Source organism: Flavobacterium cerinum, from assembly GCF_004028155.1.
Lineage (GTDB): Bacteria > Bacteroidota > Bacteroidia > Flavobacteriales > Flavobacteriaceae > Flavobacterium > Flavobacterium cerinum.
The window spans coordinates 49,623-70,658 of record NZ_SBII01000015.1 but is presented as its reverse complement, the minus strand read 5'-3'; the positions used below and the strand labels follow the sequence as shown (position 1 = coordinate 70,658).

The window sequence follows — 21,036 nt, the reverse complement described above, 5'->3', positions numbered from 1 at the left end:
CCGCCTTTTGTTTTAATTTTCAAGAAACTCTTTAAGTGCAGTTCCAAGAAAATGATTCCATCCTCCTGTAAACGAATCTCTTGTAAAGTCTTTGAGTGCAGGAAAAGTCTCGAGCCCTTTATGTGTTAGCACTAACTTGGTACTATCTCCCTCAGGAAACAATTCCCACGTTACATAAGAGTCGCCTGGGTGATCTTTATATTTCCAGCTGTAGCTAATCTTTTTGCCAGATTCGACTTCTGTAACCTCACATAAATGCAGGTAACTAACTCCATCGCAAGCAGCACTAAACTCAAACGTAAAGCCTACCTGAGGTTTAAAATCTTCAAGATCAAAATACCATTGACGCATTTTATCTGCATTGGTAATCGCATCCCATACTTTATTGATAGGTGCATTATAGGTGCGCTCTATCACTAACGGTTTTGTTTGCATATAATAAGTAGTTTAAAGTTTATTTTTCGTTTTCTAAAAAATCGCCCAAAGCATCCAATTTTTCATTCCAAAACTCCTTGTAACGATTGGTCCATTCATTTACCTCTTTAAGCTTAGCTAAATTTGCACGGCAGTATCGCTCCCTGCCTCTTCTTGTCATTATAACAAGACCACACTCTGTAAGAATCTTTACATGCTTGGATATTGCAGGTCTGCTTATCGTAAAATTATCTGCTACCGCATTAAGGTTAAGTTCGTTGTGTGACAGCATATTAATAATCTCTCTTCGTGTTGGATCGGCAATTGCCTGAAATACATCTCTTCTCATAATTATTTTTTCTCAAATCTATAGTCAAAAGCTCCTTTTCTTAAATGGACACCATATTCAAGCCACGCTTTAAGACAAGCCAGAAAATTAGCCCATCCTTCTGTATTACCTTTAAGCCATTTAATACCAGCTTCGTCGTTTTCAGCACTTTTCTCTGTAACTGAAACGACTGTATCGTTTCCATGTTTCGTTAGTTTCATCTCCACCAGCATTTCCTTTTTATTATTATCCCAGTAGTAAGAAATGTATTCATCATTCATGACTTTAGCTACACACACTGGAACATCAACATCAAGTTCCGGAAAACGCCAGGTAAGTTTAGTATCTGTTTCCATACGGCCAGAACCGTAGACAATAAAATAATTAGACATTTTTGCAGGATCTACTATCGCTTCAAATACTTCATGTACCGGCTTTTGTATCTGAATGCTTGTTTTGATTTCAAGAGTTTGTGGCTTCATAGTATATACTTTTAAGTAACCAATCGGTTACAAATATATACAAAACCTTTTGGTTACGTATTTTTTTTAAAGTAATTTTAAGATAACCCTGCATAAAAAATTACTTTTGCAGGAGCATTACTATTATGAGTACACATCGACACTTCCTTATTTACAAGCCTTTTGGTTACCTGAGTCAGTTTATTTACAACCTGAAACGCAACAAAAAATTATTGGGGGAACTCCATGATTTTCCTGAGGGTATTATGGCTATTGGCCGTCTTGATGAAGATTCTGAAGGTTTATTATTACTTACTACAGATGGTATGATGAGCGAAATCGTACGCAGTAAAAAAGTAGAAAAAGAATATTATGCACAGGTAGATGGACTTATTAACCAGGATGCTGTAGAAATGCTTAAACAAGGCGTAGAAATAGGTTTTAAAGGAACGCGCTACACTACCCTGCCCTGTGAGGCACATATAGTGAAAGAAAAACCAAATTTCCCTGAACGTGGAAGAAAAATCAGGGATGAGCGCCATGGCCCTACCTCATGGGTTTCAATAACAGTTAATGAAGGTAAATTCAGGCAGGTTCGTAAAATGACTGCCGCTGTTGGCTTTCCTACGCTTAGGCTGGTACGTGTTCGTATTGGTAATACACATCTAAACGATCTTCAGCCAGGAGCAGTACTTGAAGTCAATGAATTTGATGTTTAGTCCAAATAACAAATGAATTATTGTATCCAAAAACATATAAATTAAATCTCTATCATTTATATTCTACCAGGAAATAAGACGAGAAAACCAAGTCTAAATATTCATTAAACCATCTGATTAACAGACAGGTCAGGAATATTATTACTTTGTATCATAAATTGTAAGTTATTTTTTAGCAAAACTTTAAAATGCTCCTGTATATATTATGTCTATTTTTAGGCTATAAATGAATGCAAAACTGAAAAAATACTTACGCAAAAGTTTAAAGATATTTCTTTGGACAATAGGATCGATAATCACGTTGTTCCTACTGATAGTGCTATTGCTGCAAGTCCCATATATACAAAATATAGTTAAAGACAAAGCGGTCAGCTATCTGGAAGGTAAAATTGGAACTGATGTAAATATTGACAGGATAGAAATTGGCCTGCCTAAAAAAATAGTATTAAGTGGTGTTTACTTTGAAAGCCAGCAGGGAGATACTCTGTTTGCCGGACAAAAACTAAAAATAGATATTAGTTTATTCAAGCTGCTTAGCAGTGAAGTAGAAATCAACTCTATTGATCTTGAAGGTATCGTTGCCAATGTAAAACGCAATAAGGATTCGGTTTTTAACTTTGATTATATTATTGATGCTTTTGCTTCAGATAAGCCTAAAGACACTACATCGGCACCTATGAAGTTCTCCATTAAACGAGTAAACCTTGATAAAATAAGGGTGAAATTTGACGATGCAATTTCTAAAAATAACCTGAGTGCCAACCTGAATCATTTTGATACCCGCATAAAAAACTTCGATCTTGATAAGATGGAATTTGACGTGCCTAAGATCAATCTTGATGGACTTAAAGTAAAACTAAAACAAGGTGTTATAGCAGAGATTGTTCATAACACGCAACAGGCGGCAGAGGAAGCCTCTAAAAAACCTGACGTAAAATTAAAACTCAGTACTATTGATATTGCCAACATAGATATAGGTTATGATAATGAGGGCAGTCGTCTTGATACCGGATTAAAACTTAAAAAGTTATTGGTTAGGGTTAATACTATTGATCTTAAAACACAGCTTATCGATTTAGACAACATTGAATTGAATGGACTTAAAGGACAGCTAGCTTTAGGGAAATTTGAAAAAAAAGTACAGGAAGCACTTCCAAAAGAAACTCCTGCTACAGCTTCAGCGCAATGGAAATTTAAATTAGCTAATGCTGATATTAAAGATGTCGCCTTTAAATTTGATGATCAAAATTCTGCTCCGGTAACGAAAGGTATGGATTATAAACACCTTGATATTACTAATTTTCATCTTAAAGCAAAAGATATCTCTTATGCTCCTGATGCAATTTCGGGAAATATAAATACATTGGCAGTAAATGATAAAAGCGGATTAGATATTACCGAACTTCGTACTAAATTCTTTTATGGCCCTAAAGGCGCAGAACTAAAGGGACTTTATCTTGAAACTCCTTATACAGAAATAAAAGACCAGATCATTGTTGCTTACCCTTCTTTAGAATTGGTTTCTAAAGATATTGGAAGCCTCTCTATAGATGCCAACTTTGACGGAAGCCATGTAGGTTTTAAAGATGTACTTCTTTTTGTACCAACATTAGCCGATACTCCTCCATTTAAAGGTAACCCTAATGGTACCCTTAATATTAACAGCCGTGTTGAAGGTAAAGTAAGCGATATTCGTATTGCACATCTGGAAGTAAGTGGTATAGGAAATACTACGCTGGCAGCAAGTGGACGAATAACAGGATTACCCGATGTAAAAACAGCATATTTTGATCTGAATGTTAGTGAATTCAGCTCCACTGCAAAAGATATTAATGGTTTTGTTCCGGCGGGAACAATTCCTGCAAACATCAGAATTCCTGACAGACTTTCGGCAAAAGCCACCTTTAAAGGAACGCTAAATAATTTTACTACCAACCTAAATCTTGTGAGCAGTTTTGGTAATGCAAAAGTAAAAGCCACATTTGACCAACGTAGAAAAAATAACGAAACATATAATGCCGATGCCGAACTGATAAATTTTGATTTAGGCAAACTAATAAAGAATGATTCTATTGGTAAAATTAGTTTTAAAGCTAAAGTAAAAGGCACAGGGCTTGATCCACAGACTGCTAATACTGCACTTACAGGTACTCTGATTAAAGCAGATTATAATGGTTACACCTATCAAAACTTGAATATTACCGGAAGTATTGCTAAAGGTAATTTTGATGTTAAAGCCGGTATGGCCGATCCTAATTTAGACTTTACACTGCTTGCAAGTGGTGGTTTTAAAGGAAAATACCCTAACGGAAAAATAAGACTGAATGTAGATATTGCCGATCTGGATAAACTGAACCTGCATGCAGGGCCTTTAAAACTAAGAGGTAATGTAGATGCTGATATTACAGATGCTAATCCGGATAATTTAAATGGAACCATCAATCTGCACAGTTTTATGTTTGCTAATGATAAAGAACAGTTTGCAATGGATTCTATCAATATCGTAGCAATCAGTACGGCAGACTCTACCTCTGTAGTTTTAAAATCACCTTTGGCAAATGCCCATATTAAAGGAAAATATAAACTTACAGGAATAGGTCCTGCCCTAACTAATACTATTGCTAAATATTACAATACAAGTCCGTCTACAGCTAAAAAATCAAGTCTGCCACAACAATTTGAGTTTGGGCTTGTAGTACATGACAATCCGATTTTATATAAACTTCTTCCGGATTTAACCCGTCTTGAGCAGATAAATATTAAAGGTAAATACAATAGTGTAAACGACAGCATTACCATAAACGGTTCAATTCCGCGTATTGTCTATGGTAATTATACCATATCGGGCACTACCCTGAAAGTTGAAAATCAGGAAAATGCTTTAGGCTATAATCTTGTAATTGACCAAGTGAAAAGTGAACAGTTTGTTTTACCCCATACTACACTTAGCGGAAATGTAGAAAACAATACTGTTGCTTATAAACTACAGGTGCTGGACAATAAAGAAAAAGAACAATACATGCTGGCCGGAAGCGTAAAAGCTACAGAAGGCAATACCGAAATGGTACTAGATACGGATGGTCTTAAATTAAATTATGACCCGTGGAATATTGCAGTTGATAATCTTATACGCTTTGGCAAAGATGGTATTTATGCCAATAATTTCGAATTAAGTAACAATGGTGGTTCTATAAAACTACAATCGGCTGCAGAAACACCAAATGCTCCGCTTAATGTAGATCTGGAAAACTTTAAAATAGAAACACTAACCAATATAGTTCGTAAAGATGACCTTAAAATAGGCGGAACAATAAATGGTAAGGCCGAACTAAAAAATCTTACCACCAAGCCCCTATTTACATCTGATCTTACAATAGCCGATTTTACTATAAGTAAAGATACTGTAGGTGACATAAAAATAAAAGTAAACAATGAGATTGCCGATACTTACACGGCCGAGGTTTCAATAACCGGACAAGGAAATCAGTTGGATTTAAATGGAAATTATAATGCTCCAAACCAAACTTTTGACCTTGACCTTGATATCGAAAGGATAAACATAGCCAGCGTTCAGGGCTTTAGCTTTGGAGCAATTAAAGATGGTAGAGGTTACTTATCCGGAAACTTTAAAATTAAAGGAACGGCGACACAACCTGATGTAAAAGGAAACCTTAAGTTTAATGATGTGGGATTAAAAGTAACTCAGCTGGATTCTTACTTTGATGGAATGAACGACAATATCAGTTTTACTGATAAGGGAATTTCGCTTAAAAATTTCTCTATTGAAGATGAAAAAAATAATCCACTTACTATAGATGGTGATGTCCTTACTACAGATTACAGGAAATATGGATTTGATCTGCAGATAACTGCAAAAAACTTTAGAGCGGTAAACTCTACAGCCAAAGAAAATGACTTTTATTATGGTGACCTGTTTTTAGATACTAACCTTACTATAAAGGGTACAATGGATAGTCCTGTGGTTGGTGGAAAGATTAAAATAAATGATGGCACTAAATTTACCGTAGTACTGCCGCAACAGGATCCTTCTATTGCAGACAGGGAAGGTATTGTGGAATTCATTGATCAGGACAATATGCAAATGCAGCAGCGTCTGGTAATAGAGCAGCGACTTAACCAGACTCAGATGAAAGGCATTAATGCCTCTGTAGATATTGAAATTGTAAAAGAAGCAGAACTAAACCTTGTAATCGATAAAGGTAATGGAGATTATCTGCAGCTTAAAGGTGAAGCACAGCTTACGGGTGGTATAGACGAGTCCGGTAAAACAACTCTTACAGGTCGATATGAGTTTAGTGAAGGTGCCTACCAAATGACCTTTAATTTAATTAAACGAAAATTTACCATACAGGAAGGCAGTTACATTTTATGGACAGGAGAACCTACTGAGGCAGATGTTAACATAACAGCAGTATATGAAACTAAAACAGCTCCATTAGATCTTTTAGACGATCAGCTTAATGAGTCGCCAACAGTAAGAAATACATATAAACAAAAAATACCGTTCCAGACGCTACTTAAAATAGGTGGTGAACTGTTAAAACCGGACATCTCTTTTGATATTGTATTACCTGATGGTAATTACAATATTTCACCAGATATAATTAGCAGGACCAAAGCAAAACTGGCACAATTACGTCAGGAACCATCGGAGCTGAACAAGCAGGTATTTGCCCTGCTCCTGCTTAACCGTTTTATTGGTGAAAACCCATTTTCGAGTGAATCTGGCGGTACAAGCGGTGAAGCATTGGCAAGACAGAGTGTTAGTAAAATTCTTTCTCAGCAGCTAAATAATCTTGCAGGTGATCTTATCAAAGGTGTAGAGCTTGACTTTAATCTTGAATCGACCGATGATTACACTACAGGGAAACAGGAAAACAGGACAGATCTGAATGTAGCCGTTTCTAAACGACTTTTAAATGACAGGCTTAAAGTAACAGTAGGCAGCAGTTTTGGTCTTGAAGGCCCGGAACAATCTAATGAAGATGCAACAAATATTGCAGGTGATGTATCGGCAGATTATCAATTAACTCCCGACGGACGTTATCTTATAAGGGCTTATCGTAAAAATGAATATCAGGTAGCATTGCAGGGGCAGGTTGTAGAAACCGGTGTCGCATTTGTGATCACAATGGATTACAATAAATTCAGGGAACTTTTCCATAGGACTGAGGCCGAAAAAGAGCTGAAACAAAGAGAAAAAGAACGCAAACAGCGCGAGAAAATGGAAAAGAGAAGAAATGAACAGGAAAAACTGAAACAGGAAAAAGAAAATAAATCGAAAGAGACTAAAAAAGATACAACGCCAAACAGCATTGATAATGATAAATAAGCCTATATACTATCTTTTATTTATAGCCTTGCTTTTTGCTTATGGCTGCAGCAATACCAAATATCTGGCAGAAGGCCAAATGCTTTATACCGGAGGTGAGGTTACTGTAAAAGATTCTCTTATATCCGGTAAAGAGCGTAAAGTAATTAAACAGCAGCTTGAAGGTTTGCTAAGGCCTAAACCCAACAAGTCTTTTCTTGGTCTTCGCATAAAACTGTATATCTATAATATTGCCGGCGAACCTAAAAAAGAAAAAGGCCTGCGCTACTGGCTTCGCAATAAAGTTGGCGAACCGCCAGTGCTTTTTAGTCAGGTTGATCGTGATTATAATGCCGATGTGGTACAAAATTATGTCGAAAACCAAGGCTATTTTCAAACCAGGACTACTACCGATTCTGTATCTAAAAACCGCAGGGCGAAAGCTATATATAAAGTAGTTACTGGAAAGCAATATACTATCCGAAAAGTAATATTCCCTAAGGATACAATGACATCGGCTCTAGATAGTACAATAGCAACTGTAAAGCGCAGAAGCCTTCTTAAAAAAGGACAGCCTTATAGTCTTGATGTAATTAAACAGGAACGCGAACGTATAGACCAGCGCCTAAAAAATAAAGGATATTATTATTTTAACCCTGACTTTTTATTAGTTCAGGTTGATAGTACAGTAGGAAGTAATGAGGTAGACCTTATTGTAAAAGTAAAAGAAGAAACACCGGAGAGAGCCAGAAAAGTTTACAAAATAAACGACATCTATGTTTACCCGAATTATTCATTATCGAATGTAAAAGATACCGTTCGCTATTCTACAGATTCTATTCAGAAATACAAAGATTTTACTATAATAGATCCTGAGCATACGTTCAGGCCTATAATATTTGACCGCACTTTATTTTTTCATAAAGGAGATAAATACAGTCGTAAAGATCATAACCTCTCGTTAAACAGATTGGTGAGTTTAGGTACATTTAAATTTGTGAAAAATGAGTTTCGCCTTTCAAAGTCGGAAGAGAATTCGCTCGATGCCTATTATTTTATGACTCCGTTAGAGCGAAAATCACTTCGTTTTGAAGTGCTGGGTAAATCGAATTCAGCAAACTATAACGGATCTGAAGTAAATGTAAACTGGAGCAACCGAAGTGCCTTTAGGGCAGCCGAGCTTGTTAACGTGTCTGTCTTTGGCGGTCTGGAAGTACAGGTAGCCGGACAAAATAAAGGATTTAATGTATATCGTGTTGGGGGTGAAACCAGTATTACCTGGCCACGATTTATATCGCCTATAAAAATAGCCGATTCGAGTGCATTTATACCCCGCACCCGTGCTCTTATAAGTTATGAATATCAAAAAAGGCAAAAACTATATGCCCTTAATTCCTTTAAAGGTTCTTTTGGGTATTTATGGAGAAATAATTCCCGAGTTGAGCACCAATTGATGGTTACCGATATTAATTATGTGAGTCCTGCCAATGTAACACCGTTATATCAGGAAATGGCAGACAACAATTCGGCACTACAAAAAGTAATTGATAAGCAGCTGATCTTTGGCCCTACCTACTCCTATACCTACACCAATACTGCGCAAAAACGTAAAGAAAATACATTTTATTATAAGGGATCTTTTGATTTGGCAGGTACTATAGCAGGCCTTGTAACGGGTGCTAATGTAAAAAAAGGTAAGGAATCACATGTACTAGGTGTTGCCTTCAGTCAGTTTATAAAGATGGAACATGACTTTAGGCACTATTTAAAGTTAAGTGAAAAATCACAGTTGGCTACACGATTTGTTGCAGGTATTGGTATGCCATACGGCAACTCAACTGAATTACCGTTTATAAGGCAGTTTTTTATTGGGGGTTCAAATAGTATCAGGGCATTTAGGGCACGTTCCATTGGCCCGGGGTCCTTTAGACCCGAAGTTGCTGCGAATGATTTTTTACCGGATCAATCCGGCGATATAAAACTGGAAATGAGTACCGAGTATCGTGCTAAACTTTTCAGTATTGTTCATGGAGCTTTATTTGTAGATGCGGGTAATATATGGTTGTGGAATGACGACCCGGATAAACCCGGAGGGAAATTTAGTAAAGACTTTTTAAGCGAAATGGCTGTAGGTACCGGTGCAGGACTCCGATTCGATCTCTCCTTCCTTGTATTACGTTTCGACTTAGCATTTCCGCTACGTAAGCCCTATTTACCAGAAAGTGAACGATGGGTAATTAAAGACATCGACTTTGGCAGCAAATACTGGCGTAGAGAAAACCTTGTATTTAATATTGCAATTGGATATCCTTTTTAAATTATCTCTACAAAGAAGTCTTACTTAAAAATATCAAGTAATAGCATAATAAATTCGGGGCATCCTATAATTATAGAATGCCCCGAATTAGTATTTAAAATAAGTTCGTCTCTAAACGATTAGACTTTTACTTCTTCTTTATCTTTTTTCCTACTTTTATCTGGCCTGATAATCATTCGAAGTGAATGATCTTTTGCAAAATAGGCTACCATCCAGTTGTAAAAAGTAGTTGCTCTGTTACGATAGCTTATAAGTGACATAAGGTGAATGAACAACCACATTGCCCAGGCAATAAAACCTTTAAAGTGCATTTCGGGTTTAGGAAGATCGGCAACGGCTTTGTTTTTACCAATTATAGCCATAGAACCTTTGTCTTTGTATTTAAAGGCTTTAAGCGGATTATTCTTAATTTCGTTTATAAAGTTCTTAGCAAGGTTCTTTCCCTGCTGTATGGCTACCTGTGCTACCTGAGGGTGGCCTTGTGGAAAAGCGTCATCGGTTAACTGAATACACGTATCACCTAGTGCATAAATGTTATCGGTCAATTCAACTTTGTTGTAAGCGTTTACACTAAACCTTTTTCCCCTGCCAAAGCTTTCTGGTGGGATACCTTCAAAAGTTTTGGCAGAAACACCTGCTGCCCATATAAGATTTTTAGACTGTATGGTATCTCCATTTTGAAAATATACGGTATCATCTTTATAATCAACTACACGAGTATTTAGTTTTACTACAACACCCAGCTTAGTAAGCGCATCATAAGTATCCTGTTGTGACTTTTTACTCATCGGAGCCAATAAAGCATCACCCCCATCTACAAGATAAACATTGCTAACACTTGTAGAAAGTTCAGGATATTCTTTAAGCAGCACACCATTACGCATTTCGGCAAACATACCGGATACTTCAACACCTGTGGGGCCTCCACCTGCTACTACTATATTAAGGTATTTTCTTCGTTCACGGCTGTTTTTACATATTGCTGCTTTTTCCATTCGCTGCAATAACTTGTTTCGCATTTCGATGGCATCATTAAGCGTTTTCATAGGGATAGCATTCTTTCGAACGTTTTCCATACCAAAATAATTAGTCTCTGCTCCGGTAGCAAATACCAAACGGTCATATTGAAGTTCGCCGTTATTAAGTACAACAGTATTATCGCTCATTCGAACAGATAATACCTCTCCTAAACGAAAACTAACATTTTCTTTATTAGAGAAAAATTTCCTGAAAGGATAACTGATACTGGAAGGTTCAAGAAAAGCGGTGGCCACCTGATAAATGAGGGGCGGAAAGAAATTGTAGTTATTTTTATCAACCAGTGTAACATCAAAATTCTTATTCCCGGCGAGATCCTGTGCAAGATTTATACCTGCAAAACCACCTCCAATTATCACTATTTTCATGAAGTACTTTTTTATACGCGTAAGATTTTACTGCGCCTTAATATTCATATAAAGTTACGGATTTTACCGTTGACAGACAACCAAATGTAAAATTACAGACCAATTTTGTGAAATAATTGGGATTTTAAAATGCTAATTATATTTTAGCAAAAAACGGTTATAATTTTTTGCATTATCTATTTTATATATATGTTAATATGGTAGTATTTGCCTGATGTAATCTGTATTTTTAAACACTAATTAAAGTGAGACTATGAAAAAATATTTCAGCAAAGCGTCTTTAAAAAAAGGATGGGGTATACTCAAAGATACCTTTAATGGATTTATGGCAGACAAGGGACTTAAATTAAGTGCCTCTCTATCCTATTATACTATATTTTCATTAGCTCCGCTATTACTACTTATTATATCACTTGCCGGTGCTTTCTTTGGTAAAGAAGCCAGTGAAGGAAGAATATTTGAAGAAATAAATGAACTTATAGGCAGTCAGGCTGCTATGCAGGTTCAGCAGATAATCAGCAACCTCGAACTTTCAGGCAAAACAACACTATCGGTTATTATAGGTTCTGTAACACTTGTTATTGGTGCAACCTCAATTTTTGGAGAAATTCAGGATTCCATCAACCTTATATGGAAAGTTAAGGCAAAGCCTCAAAAAGGATGGCTAAAACTTGTAAAAGACAGATTGCTTTCGGGTTCTATTATTATAGGACTTGGGTTCCTGCTTATTGTTACACTTATTGTAAATGGGGTCCTTGTAGCCCTTAATGACATTCTTAAAAGCTATTTTCCCGATTTTACAATTATACTGTTTAATGGTATAAATGTAGCAGTGAGCTTTCTTGTAATTACTGTTCTGTTTGGAGTAATATTTAAAGTACTGCCAGATGCAAAAATTGCCTGGAAAGATGTGCGTGCCGGAGCTTTTTTTACAGCATGCCTCTTTATGCTGGGCCGTTATGTTATTGGGTTGTATATAGTAACTACCGGAGCCGGATCGCCTTATGGAGCAGCGGGGTCTATAATAATTATTTTATTATGGGTGTATTATACTGCCGCCATTCTTTACTTTGGTGCAGAATTTACACGAGCTTATGCAAATGCTAATAATGCAAAAATTATACCTGCAGAATATGCCGTATTCATTGAAGTAAAAGAAACCGAAAAAAACGTAAATGCTATTCCGCCAACTGATGAAAAAAAGTAAAAATATAAAAGGCCTTAAAGGCCTTTTTCCATAATAAAATCTTCCATAAGGTAACCATTACCAATATTGACATCTTCTTCTCCGGCTTTTTCGAAACCGTTTTTAAGATAAAACTTTACAGCATCATTATATCGGTTAACGTTAAGGCTTACCTTATTATTACCATTCTTTTTTGCTAAACCTTCTATTGTAGTTATTAACAGCCTTCCGGCTCCCCTACCCTGCGTTTCAGGTAAAACATATAGTTTGTGGAGTTTTGTGGTGCCGGATGTGTAATTAAGCTCATAGGAGGCAAAGCCAAGGTATTTATCATTTTCAGATAAAAGTAAAAAGTGATGCCCTTTTACTGCTATTTGTTCTGTAAAGGCTTCCAGACTGTACATCTCTTTAAGCATATATTCCAGCTGTTCCGGTGAAAGAATGCTGGTATAGGTATCATACCATGTTTTAAGTGCTAAATCGTTTATTGTTTTAAAATCGTCAAGGCCGGCTTTTCTTATTTCCATCATTATTAATTTTAAAAAAGTCCTGTATTTACAGGTTTTTATAAGAAGTGTAAAGGTAAAAAAAAATATTGGCACAGTAATTGGATAATGCTAATCAACCAATAAAATAATTTAACCATACCGTCTAAATTACTTTAATCATGAAAACGAAAATAACACATATAGCCCTTTTTACTCTGCTTACTATAAGTCAGGTTTTTGCACAGGATGTTACAACTGTAAGGGCAAATAATAGCGATATTAGTGATAACCTCGATCTAAAAGCAGTTGCCTCTATATTTGGAGATTCCAGAGATCTTGAAGACTTTGAAAGAAGGCTTAATGACCCAGAAATACAATTATCGAATCTTGACCTAAACGGGGATAACAGAGTTGATTATTTAAGAGTTATTGAAGCAACAGAAAACAATACACACCTTATCATTATACAGTCTGTGCTAGGTGAAGACACTTTCCAGGATGTGGCTACTATTGAAGTAGAAAAAGGCAGAGGTAATAATGTACAGGTACAGGTAGTGGGCGATGTATATATGTATGGCCAAAACTACATCTATGAGCCGGTATATGTAAGCAGACCTATTATATATGACGTATTCTGGGCAAGCAGCTATCGCCCTTATTATTCTCCATGGTATTGGGGTTATTACCCAACCTATTATACCTATTGGTCTCCATACCCTGTTTACAGATATAGAAACCATGTACATAATCATATAAACCCAAGGAATACATATGCTTATGCAAATACAAGAAGAAGCTCAAGAGCAGAATCATTATACAATACAAGAAGAACTAATGCCTATGAAAGACAGAATCCTACTGCCTCTTTTAGCAGCAGGAATAATGTAACAAACAGGTATGCACTGGAACAAACCAGGGCCAGCTCAAGAACACAAAACACAGGAAATGCTACGAGAAGTTCATTTAACAATGCTTCTTCACGCTCCAATAGTGCTAGTAATAGTAGTAGAAATAATGGTAATTCTGTTACCACACCGTCTAGAAACAATTCGCAGTCTGTAAGGAATGCTTATACACCGGCAAGAAGCAGCAGTGAAGCTGTAAGGTCTAATCCGGCTGCAGCACAGCCATCAAGAAACACTAATGCTGCACCTGCTGCTTCAAGAGGCAACAGCAACCTTAGTGCCCCTGTTAGAAGTGCTCCAGCGATGAGAAGTACTCCCGCACCGGCAACATCCAGACAAAGCACTCCGGCGCCTTCACGTTCAGGTAGTAATACAGGTTCGTCAAGAGGTTCGAGAGGCTAAAAACAAGAAGTTAAGTTAAGTTAATTCTATATTCGAGGAAAAAACACCACCCTAAAAAGTGGTGTTTTTTTATATAATACGTTTTATATTTATAGCTTCTACCCACTCTTCCTTACCGCATACTGAACATTTTGCAGCTGTAGGCTCCAATTGCTGTGTATTTGCACAAAAAGTACAGGCGTAAATACCCGACTTTGGAATAGTAGCACTTTTTAGATTAAAAAGCTGTGGACGGATAGGGAGACCATATTTTATAGCATTCTCATCATAATAAAAAACGCTTATATCACCACTTGTCTCCATATAAGCATTTTTTACCTGACCTAAGTGTTCAATGGACTTGATACGCAATTCGGCAAAAAATTCATCCTGAGCCAGGTCTTCCTTCTCAAAACTCTGAATAGAAAATTTCCCATCTTCTATAATACAATGTGTTTTTCCTTCAATAAAGCTTTCGAACCTCTTACTTTTGGCCAACAGCCAGGTTACAGCCCGATACATTGTGAGGATTATAAGAAATACCATTATAGCAGGAATAAGGCCTACATCTTCATAGAACATAGGATCGCCTGCAGCAGACCCCAGTGATATAATAATTACAACCTCGAAAACAGACAATTGTTTTACACCTCTTTTACCAGCAAATTTTAAGGTAAGCAGTACCACCGTAAACATAATTACAGTCCGGAATATAACCTCTACCAGAAATTCAAAAGGCAGGTCGTTAAACAAGAGGCGTCTCCATTCAAATATATGTTCCATTGGATTTATTTATAGATTATCAATCTAAATTTAACACTATTTGAAACAGATATTTAATCTATTAGCACAACTTTAATAATGTACATAAATAGCTACGAACTTTATTTTTATATTTACTGAAATATAATCACATGAAACGTAACCTAATACTACTACTCACATTCATGGCACTACAAACAAATGCTCAGCTTAAGCCTATAGTTTATAAAGACGGGAATCAGACCTTAAACGGTTTTGCAGCTCACCCCTCCAAACCATTAAGTAAAAAGCCTGGTATCCTTATATTGCCTGCCTGGAAAGGAATAAGCAATCATTCTAAGGAAACAGCCGAAAAATTATCTAAACTGGGCTACTATGCTTTTATCGCAGATATTTATGGCGAAGGCAAATACCCAACTACTCCACAGGAAGCCAGTGAACAATCCAGTTACTATAAAACAAACTATAAAGCCTATCAGAAGCGTATTACTCTTGCTTTGGAGCAGCTTATAAAAAGTGGTGCCGATGCAAATAATATTGTAATTATAGGCTATTGCTTTGGCGGTACAGGTGCATTGGAAGCAGCCAGAGGTGATCTGCCGGTTAAAGGAGTAGTATCGTTTCATGGAGGATTAGGTAAAGATGCATCAAGACCAAACGGGACTATTAAACCTGAAGTACTTGTATTGCATGGCGCAGATGACCCTCATGTAGCACAAAAAGATATTGAAGCTTTCCAAAAAGAGATGAAAGATGGGCATGCCGACTGGCAGATGATCTATTATGCCAATGCTGTTCATGCCTTTACCGAAAAAGAAGCCGGAAATGATAATTCTAAAGGGGCTGCCTACAATAAAAAAGCCGATAAACGTTCATGGAAACATTTCCTTTTATTTTTGAATGAGCTTTTTAGCGTAAAATAATTTTATAACTAAATCAAAATGAAAAGACTTTTACAACTATTTATTTTTATAGGTTCTGTTTCTATATATGCTCAAAATAAGGAATCTAAAATGACACAAAAAGATTCTATACAAGCTGAAAAGCTCATACAACTTACAAGAGGAAAGAATAAATTAAATCTCCAAAAAACAGATCCTGAATATGTTGAACGTTATAATAAGCTAAAAGAATTATCGCTTAAAGAATTCAACAGTATGAGTTCAACAGATGTAAGAATCCGTAGAAAAGCCTTTAATAAAAAACTGAATCAGAAAATTGATTCTTCATTATATCTAGAACAGGAATCATTTTCTAAGTGGATCGATGAAAATATAAAAAGCACCTATTTTGTAAATACAAAAATGGCAAAGCAGGAATGGCTTGAATTAAATACTGCCCGGAAAACTGCTATTGAAGAGAATCAGGACTATTACGACTACCTTATGGAAATTGCACTTACAGTTGAAGGTACAGAATTGATAACCGATGTACAGGTAAATGTAACAATGGAAAATATGGAACGATTAAAACAGGAATAATATAGTAAGTCCCTAAAACTGTGAGGATTTTTTGTTAACACACCATTATCTTTCAAGTAAGTTTTAACAAATACTACATTTTACACATTTTTTTAATAGTTTTAACATCTTAAATAAAGCCATACTATTAAAAATGGGACACGACCATCTTCGCGACGATAAAGAATGCCAAAACTGCGGCCATACTGTAGAGGAAATTTATTGCCCGCATTGTGGACAAAAGAATACCGAAACCCGACAGTCTTTTGGTCATTTGGTAGGACATTTCCTTGAAGACCTTACCCATTATGATGGTGCTTTTTGGAAAACCATTAAGTACCTGCTTTTTAGACCTGCATTCCTTACCCAAGAATATCTTATGGGTAAGAGACAGCTTTATGTACCCCCTGTTAAACTTTATATTTTTATAAGTTTCCTTACCTTTCTTATACTTGCAATTATGCCGGAATACCCGGAGCAAGAAGACACCTCTAAAAAAAGTGAAGATCATCCTACTATTGAAAAGATAGAAGAGGTTCGTATTAACCTTAGGGAAAAGGAAAACGTATTGATTAACTCGTTTAACAATAAAGAAAAATTTGTTGTTAATAATCCTATGTCTTATAAATCTGAAAAGGAAATGGACTCTATAGAACTACTAAAGCCGGATTCTCTACGATTGAACGCTATGGAACGTGTTATGGGAGAAAAATTAATAAAGCTTTACAGCCATAATACTCCTGAGCAGGTAGGAGAAAAATTTTCAGATTCATTTTCTCATAATATTCCAAAAATAGTATTTATTTATATGCCGGTTTTTGCTTTTTGGTTATGGATATTTCATAGCAAAAAGCGTTGGTATTTTTTTGATCATGGGATATTTACACTGCATTATTTTGCTTTTTTGCTTATCAATATGACCTTTATACTTTTACTGTCTAATTTTACAGACCCAATTACAAGTATCATAGGCGAAACTCCGACAAAGATAATTTTCACAATATTATTTTTATGTTCTCTGTTTTGGCAGGTGTATTATTTTTACAGAGCACATCGTAAAATGTACCACGAATCAATGATCATCAATTTTATAAAAAGCACACTGATGTTTATCATCAATATTATCTCCATACTATTAATATCTATAACAGCAGCATACTTCACTTTATATAACCTCCACTAGAATACACATGGGACACATAAACCTTCGTAAGGACAACGAATGCCAAAACTGCGGTTACACAGTAGAAGTAGAATACTGCTCTAAATGCGGCCAGAAAAATACCGAGACAAGACAATCTTTTGCACACTTAGCGGGACACTTTGCTGAAGACCTTACCCATTATGACGGTGCTTTTTGGAAAACTCTTAAATACCTTATATTCCGCCCGGGAAAACTTACAATAGAATACCTGAAAGGCCACAGGATGCATTATGTACCCCCTGTAAAACTGTATATATTTGTGAGTTTTATAACCTTCTTACTAATGTCTTTATTATCACATAAGGGTAATAAAAACATTAAAGCAGAAATTAATCTTGGATCAAAATCAATAAATTTAAAAAAGGAAGGTATAACTTTTGATAATGAAAAGGTTATTTACCATTCTGTTAAAGAGTACGATTCCATTCAAAATTCGTTGCCAGAAGATCAAAAAGAAGGCATTATCAATCGTTGGGGGGAACGATCAGTGATAACTGTATTAGAAAAAGACATGACCCTATTAAACGTTGTAGAGGGCTTTATACACATTCTACCTAAAGTACTATTCATTTACATGCCAATTTTTGCTTTTTGGCTGTGGTTATTCCATGGAAAAAAGCGATGGATGTTTTTTGATCATAGTATATATACCCTGCATTACTTTTCTTTCTTGTTGATCATAGCTGCTATAAACATTCTTTTAGGTTATATACTAGGATTTACAAGTACTGCTTTTGCTGAAATTCTAGCATGGACATACATGGCTATTGCTTTATTCTATTCCATTTTCTACTTTTTCCGATCACATAGAAAAATGTATGGTGAACGAAAATCCATATCCCGCTTAAAAGTTGCTATATTATTTTGTATTAATACAATATGCATAAGCATTGTTTTGGTAATATCTTTTATCTATATTGCATTTAACGCACATTAAATTATATCTTTATATTTACGTATTAAAATTTATATATGAATAGATTATGCCTGCTTGCCTTATCGTGCTTTGTAGTTTCATGCAGCTCGACGCAAGTTTCAGAAAAGAAGAATTATGCTAAGGCAGATGTGTCTAAATACATGAAGACCATAAATGAGGCCGATTTAAAGAAACATTTATATATCGTTGCTTCAGACGAAATGGAAGGCCGTAATACAGGCGAACCGGGTCAGAAAAAAGCCGGTAAGTATTTAATAGAACAATACCAGAATATAGGGGTTTCATTCCCTAAAGGTGCTACCGATTTTTATCAGCCTGTACCTTCTGCCTTCATGGCGAAATCATTTAGTCCAAAACTTGGGGATTCTGAGAATATCTGGGCTTTTATAGAAGGAAGCGAAAAACCGGATGAGATCCTTGTTATTTCTGCCCATTACGACCACGTAGGGATGAAAAACGGTGAAGTGTATAATGGTGCCGACGATGATGGTTCGGGAACTGTAGCATTGCTTGAAATTGCCCAGGCATTTATGCAGGCTAAGAAAGACGGTTACGGACCAAAACGTTCTATACTATTCCTTCACGTTACAGGAGAAGAGCACGGATTACATGGATCCCGCTATTATTCTGAAAATCCATTATTTCCCCTAGCTAATACTATTGCCGATCTAAATATTGACATGATAGGACGCAGGGATGACCAGCATAAAGATAAAGGGAATTATGTATATGTAATAGGCTCTGACAGATTAAGTACCGATCTGCATAACATAAACGAAGAGGCTAATAAAAAATATACAAAACTGGATTTGGATTATACTTTTAATGATAAAAATGATCCTAACCAGTTTTATTACAGATCTGACCATTACAACTTTGCTAAAAAAGGAATTCCGATTATTTTCTATTTTAATGGCGTACACGAAGATTACCACAAACCAGGTGACACACCAGACAAAATTGAATATGATATGCTTGCTAAAAGAGCGCAATTGGCTTTTGTAACCGCATGGGAACTGGCTAATAGAGAAAACCGCCCTGTAGTTGATAAAAAATAAGAATACCCTATAAAATAAAAAATCCGGCTGACAGCCGGATTTTTTATTTCTTCTTTTTCTTTCTCGAATACGAATTTGTTACAAAAAGGAACAGATTGTTATTTCTCTTTTTTCTGAAAAATTCCCAGTTAATAATAACTCCTACTACACATATAGCCATTAAGGTGACTAAAAGTGAGACATAGATCAAATCATTAAGACTGTCTACCTCAGAAACTTTAAGTACAAAAAAGTATAGTGATCCAAAAAACACAATAACAGATAATATAAGGGAAAATAATTTCATATCCTTTCAGCTTTAAATAAAAATAAGAAGTGTAGTTTTATAGCAAAAAGGGTTAGTTTTTATAAATTATTATATTGTATTCAGCCACCTTCATTATTGCATATCAACGATTTGCAAATGCTCTTTCACTCTCTCTTACGCGAGCAAAAATAAACATTTTTGGCAAAATTAACACTCCTTTAAGTTAATTTTAGAAAGAAAAGCAATTACAGTGCCAACATTAATTCCTGCATATTATTATATTCTTCATCTCTTCCTTTAAGACTATAAATAAAGGTGTAGCTGATGTCTCCATCTAAAAAATCTTTAAAATAGCGGGTATCATGAACCATACGCTCGTCCTCGTTTACAAAAGCAGGCTGTAATGTATGATCCTTGTTGCATACACCCTGAACTGTAAATTCAATTACTTCATTTTCAAACGTATCGATGGTACCTGTCATATTAAAATCTTCGCTATCTACATTTTTATAAACATCCATATCGAGTTTAATACCGTGCTCTTTATACTCGGCAGCAATGCTGTGTTCATTTTCTTTGAATTTAAAGCTGCCATCTCTTTTAAAGAATTCTTTAAAATCGTCAAATAGTTTTTTTACTTCTTCTTTTTTGAGTTCCTTCTTTTTATAATTGTATTTCTTTTTGTACTCGTCATATTCTGTTTTGATATCTATTCTGATTTTTAAATAGCCTAAATCCATAGTATGTCTTTGTTAAAATTATAGTTCGGCAACCTTAGGCCTGTAAAAATTCACGTAAAAAAAATTGTGGGCATCAACCCCCGTTTCCACAAACATGGATTGTATTTCATCAATCCTTTCATCATCCTTCGGGGATGTTAAATTAAGGAACAAGAGAAATTCATTCAGATTGCCAAACCTAAAGCTTAGATCAGTATTAAGAGAATATTCGGTTATACTAAACTGAACAGTTGGGATATCAACCCCTGCCTTTTTAAAGGCCTGAATAATAGTTGTAAAATTTTCTTTCATAGCTCTTTACTTTAATTCTGGTTGTTAAATAGTAGATACAAAAAAAGCTTCGGGCACTACTACGAAGCTTTTTTAAATTTATAAAAGTAGGTAAGATGATACTATTATAATTTTTCGTTCTCTATGATTTGTACTTTGCCCAAAGGGACATTTCCTGTTGTATCTTTAATAAGCAGCACGCCTAATATATTTAAAGGAATATCCAAAGGCTCATCAGAATTTCTGATCTCATCCAGAATATTTTCATAATCCATAGGGTTGATAACCAACGAATCGCCTTTATCTATTTTTTTAGCAAAAAGATAACTTCGTATGGAAGCAACCGAAATAGTATTTCCTAAGACTACAAATTCTGACATGCTTTATTTGTTTAGACTGCTAAGATAATTTGCCAAAAATG

At 35.6% G+C, this 21,036-nt stretch carries 20 protein-coding genes; 10 read left to right on the top strand and 10 right to left on the bottom strand.

From position 1 onward, the window contains the following. Window positions 1–12 precede the first annotated feature (12 nt). Genes EPI11_RS17405 through EPI11_RS17395 form a run of 3 tightly spaced genes read right to left on the bottom strand, consistent with a single transcriptional unit; the run spans window position 13 to window position 1,224 of the window. Window positions 13–435, bottom strand: coding sequence for an SRPBCC family protein (locus EPI11_RS17405; protein ID WP_128391270.1), 423 nt, complete (start codon window positions 433–435; stop codon window positions 13–15). 19 nt (window positions 436–454) lie between these two features. Further along, complete coding sequence (locus EPI11_RS17400; RefSeq protein ID WP_128391269.1) at window positions 455–763, bottom strand: ArsR/SmtB family transcription factor; 309 nt, start codon at window positions 761–763, stop codon at window positions 455–457. A gap of 2 nt (window positions 764–765) precedes the next feature. Then, window positions 766–1,224 carry an SRPBCC domain-containing protein gene (locus EPI11_RS17395; protein ID WP_128391268.1) on the bottom strand — a complete coding sequence of 153 codons (459 nt, stop codon included), beginning with the start codon at window positions 1,222–1,224 and terminating at the stop codon, window positions 766–768. A gap of 125 nt (window positions 1,225–1,349) precedes the next feature. Between EPI11_RS17395 and EPI11_RS17390 the strand changes: the two genes are divergently transcribed. The 3 genes from EPI11_RS17390 (at window position 1,350) to tamL (ending at window position 9,571) form a co-directional block, all read left to right on the top strand. Next, the gene (locus tag EPI11_RS17390; protein WP_164879200.1) at window positions 1,350–1,922 is read left to right on the top strand and encodes a pseudouridine synthase; all 573 of its coding nucleotides are present in this window, start codon (window positions 1,350–1,352) and stop codon (window positions 1,920–1,922) included. Between the two features lie 226 nt (window positions 1,923–2,148). After that, on the top strand, window positions 2,149–7,275 hold the full coding sequence (locus tag EPI11_RS17385; protein WP_128391266.1) for a translocation/assembly module TamB domain-containing protein: 5,127 nt from the start codon (window positions 2,149–2,151) through the stop codon (window positions 7,273–7,275). Then, window positions 7,265–9,571 carry a translocation and assembly module lipoprotein TamL gene (gene tamL, locus EPI11_RS17380; protein WP_128391265.1) on the top strand — a complete coding sequence of 769 codons (2,307 nt, stop codon included), beginning with the start codon at window positions 7,265–7,267 and terminating at the stop codon, window positions 9,569–9,571. Before EPI11_RS17385 ends, tamL begins: the two co-directional genes overlap by 11 nt. A gap of 119 nt (window positions 9,572–9,690) precedes the next feature. Here tamL and EPI11_RS17375 read toward each other — a convergent pair whose 3' ends face one another. Next, a complete protein-coding gene (locus EPI11_RS17375) occupies window positions 9,691–10,977 on the bottom strand; it encodes an NAD(P)/FAD-dependent oxidoreductase (RefSeq protein ID WP_128391264.1) in 1,287 nt (428 codons plus the stop codon). 253 nt (window positions 10,978–11,230) lie between these two features. On the opposite strand from EPI11_RS17375, the gene EPI11_RS17370 reads away from it, so the two are divergent. After that, window positions 11,231–12,184, top strand: coding sequence for a YihY/virulence factor BrkB family protein (locus tag EPI11_RS17370; RefSeq protein WP_128391263.1), 954 nt, complete (start codon window positions 11,231–11,233; stop codon window positions 12,182–12,184). Window positions 12,185–12,198: 14 nt separating this feature from the next. Here EPI11_RS17370 and EPI11_RS17365 read toward each other — a convergent pair whose 3' ends face one another. Beyond that, window positions 12,199–12,690: a GNAT family N-acetyltransferase gene (locus tag EPI11_RS17365; protein WP_128391262.1), complete on the bottom strand. Its 492-nt coding sequence runs from the start codon at window positions 12,688–12,690 to the stop codon at window positions 12,199–12,201. Window positions 12,691–12,830: 140 nt separating this feature from the next. Here EPI11_RS17365 and EPI11_RS17360 point away from each other — a divergent pair, with 140 nt between their 5' ends. Next, window positions 12,831–13,958 (top strand): hypothetical protein, encoded by a 1,128-nt coding sequence (locus EPI11_RS17360; protein WP_128391261.1) that lies wholly within the window; start codon window positions 12,831–12,833, stop codon window positions 13,956–13,958. A gap of 69 nt (window positions 13,959–14,027) precedes the next feature. Here the strand turns inward: EPI11_RS17360 and EPI11_RS17355 are convergent, their stop codons facing one another. Continuing rightward, complete coding sequence (locus tag EPI11_RS17355) at window positions 14,028–14,720, bottom strand: DUF421 domain-containing protein (protein WP_128391260.1); 693 nt, start codon at window positions 14,718–14,720, stop codon at window positions 14,028–14,030. Between the two features lie 131 nt (window positions 14,721–14,851). Here EPI11_RS17355 and EPI11_RS17350 point away from each other — a divergent pair, with 131 nt between their 5' ends. The 5 genes from EPI11_RS17350 to EPI11_RS17330 all read left to right on the top strand — a co-directional run bounded on the left by EPI11_RS17350 (window position 14,852) and on the right by EPI11_RS17330 (window position 19,358). Beyond that, the gene (locus EPI11_RS17350) at window positions 14,852–15,622 is read left to right on the top strand and encodes a dienelactone hydrolase family protein (protein WP_128391259.1); all 771 of its coding nucleotides are present in this window, start codon (window positions 14,852–14,854) and stop codon (window positions 15,620–15,622) included. An 18-nt stretch (window positions 15,623–15,640) separates the two neighbouring features. Then, window positions 15,641–16,180, top strand: a complete 540-nt coding sequence (locus EPI11_RS17345) for a hypothetical protein (RefSeq protein ID WP_128391258.1) — start codon at window positions 15,641–15,643, stop codon at window positions 16,178–16,180. A gap of 133 nt (window positions 16,181–16,313) precedes the next feature. Then, complete coding sequence (locus EPI11_RS17340) at window positions 16,314–17,342, top strand: DUF3667 domain-containing protein (RefSeq protein ID WP_128391257.1); 1,029 nt, start codon at window positions 16,314–16,316, stop codon at window positions 17,340–17,342. 7 nt (window positions 17,343–17,349) lie between these two features. Further along, window positions 17,350–18,300 carry a DUF3667 domain-containing protein gene (locus EPI11_RS17335; protein ID WP_128391256.1) on the top strand — a complete coding sequence of 317 codons (951 nt, stop codon included), beginning with the start codon at window positions 17,350–17,352 and terminating at the stop codon, window positions 18,298–18,300. A 35-nt stretch (window positions 18,301–18,335) separates the two neighbouring features. Beyond that, entirely contained in the window at window positions 18,336–19,358 is a 1,023-nt protein-coding gene (locus EPI11_RS17330; protein ID WP_128391255.1) for a M28 family metallopeptidase, read from the top strand. Between the two features lie 43 nt (window positions 19,359–19,401). Here the strand turns inward: EPI11_RS17330 and EPI11_RS17325 are convergent, their stop codons facing one another. The 4 genes from EPI11_RS17325 to EPI11_RS17310 all read right to left on the bottom strand — a co-directional run bounded on the left by EPI11_RS17325 (window position 19,402) and on the right by EPI11_RS17310 (window position 20,995). Continuing rightward, the gene (locus tag EPI11_RS17325) at window positions 19,402–19,644 is read right to left on the bottom strand and encodes a hypothetical protein (protein WP_128391254.1); all 243 of its coding nucleotides are present in this window, start codon (window positions 19,642–19,644) and stop codon (window positions 19,402–19,404) included. Between the two features lie 206 nt (window positions 19,645–19,850). After that, complete coding sequence (locus tag EPI11_RS17320; RefSeq protein WP_128391253.1) at window positions 19,851–20,345, bottom strand: hypothetical protein; 495 nt, start codon at window positions 20,343–20,345, stop codon at window positions 19,851–19,853. Window positions 20,346–20,363: 18 nt separating this feature from the next. Further along, window positions 20,364–20,636 (bottom strand): hypothetical protein, encoded by a 273-nt coding sequence (locus tag EPI11_RS17315; protein WP_128391252.1) that lies wholly within the window; start codon window positions 20,634–20,636, stop codon window positions 20,364–20,366. A gap of 104 nt (window positions 20,637–20,740) precedes the next feature. Beyond that, window positions 20,741–20,995, bottom strand: coding sequence for a hypothetical protein (locus tag EPI11_RS17310; protein WP_128391251.1), 255 nt, complete (start codon window positions 20,993–20,995; stop codon window positions 20,741–20,743). Window positions 20,996–21,036 lie beyond the last annotated feature (41 nt).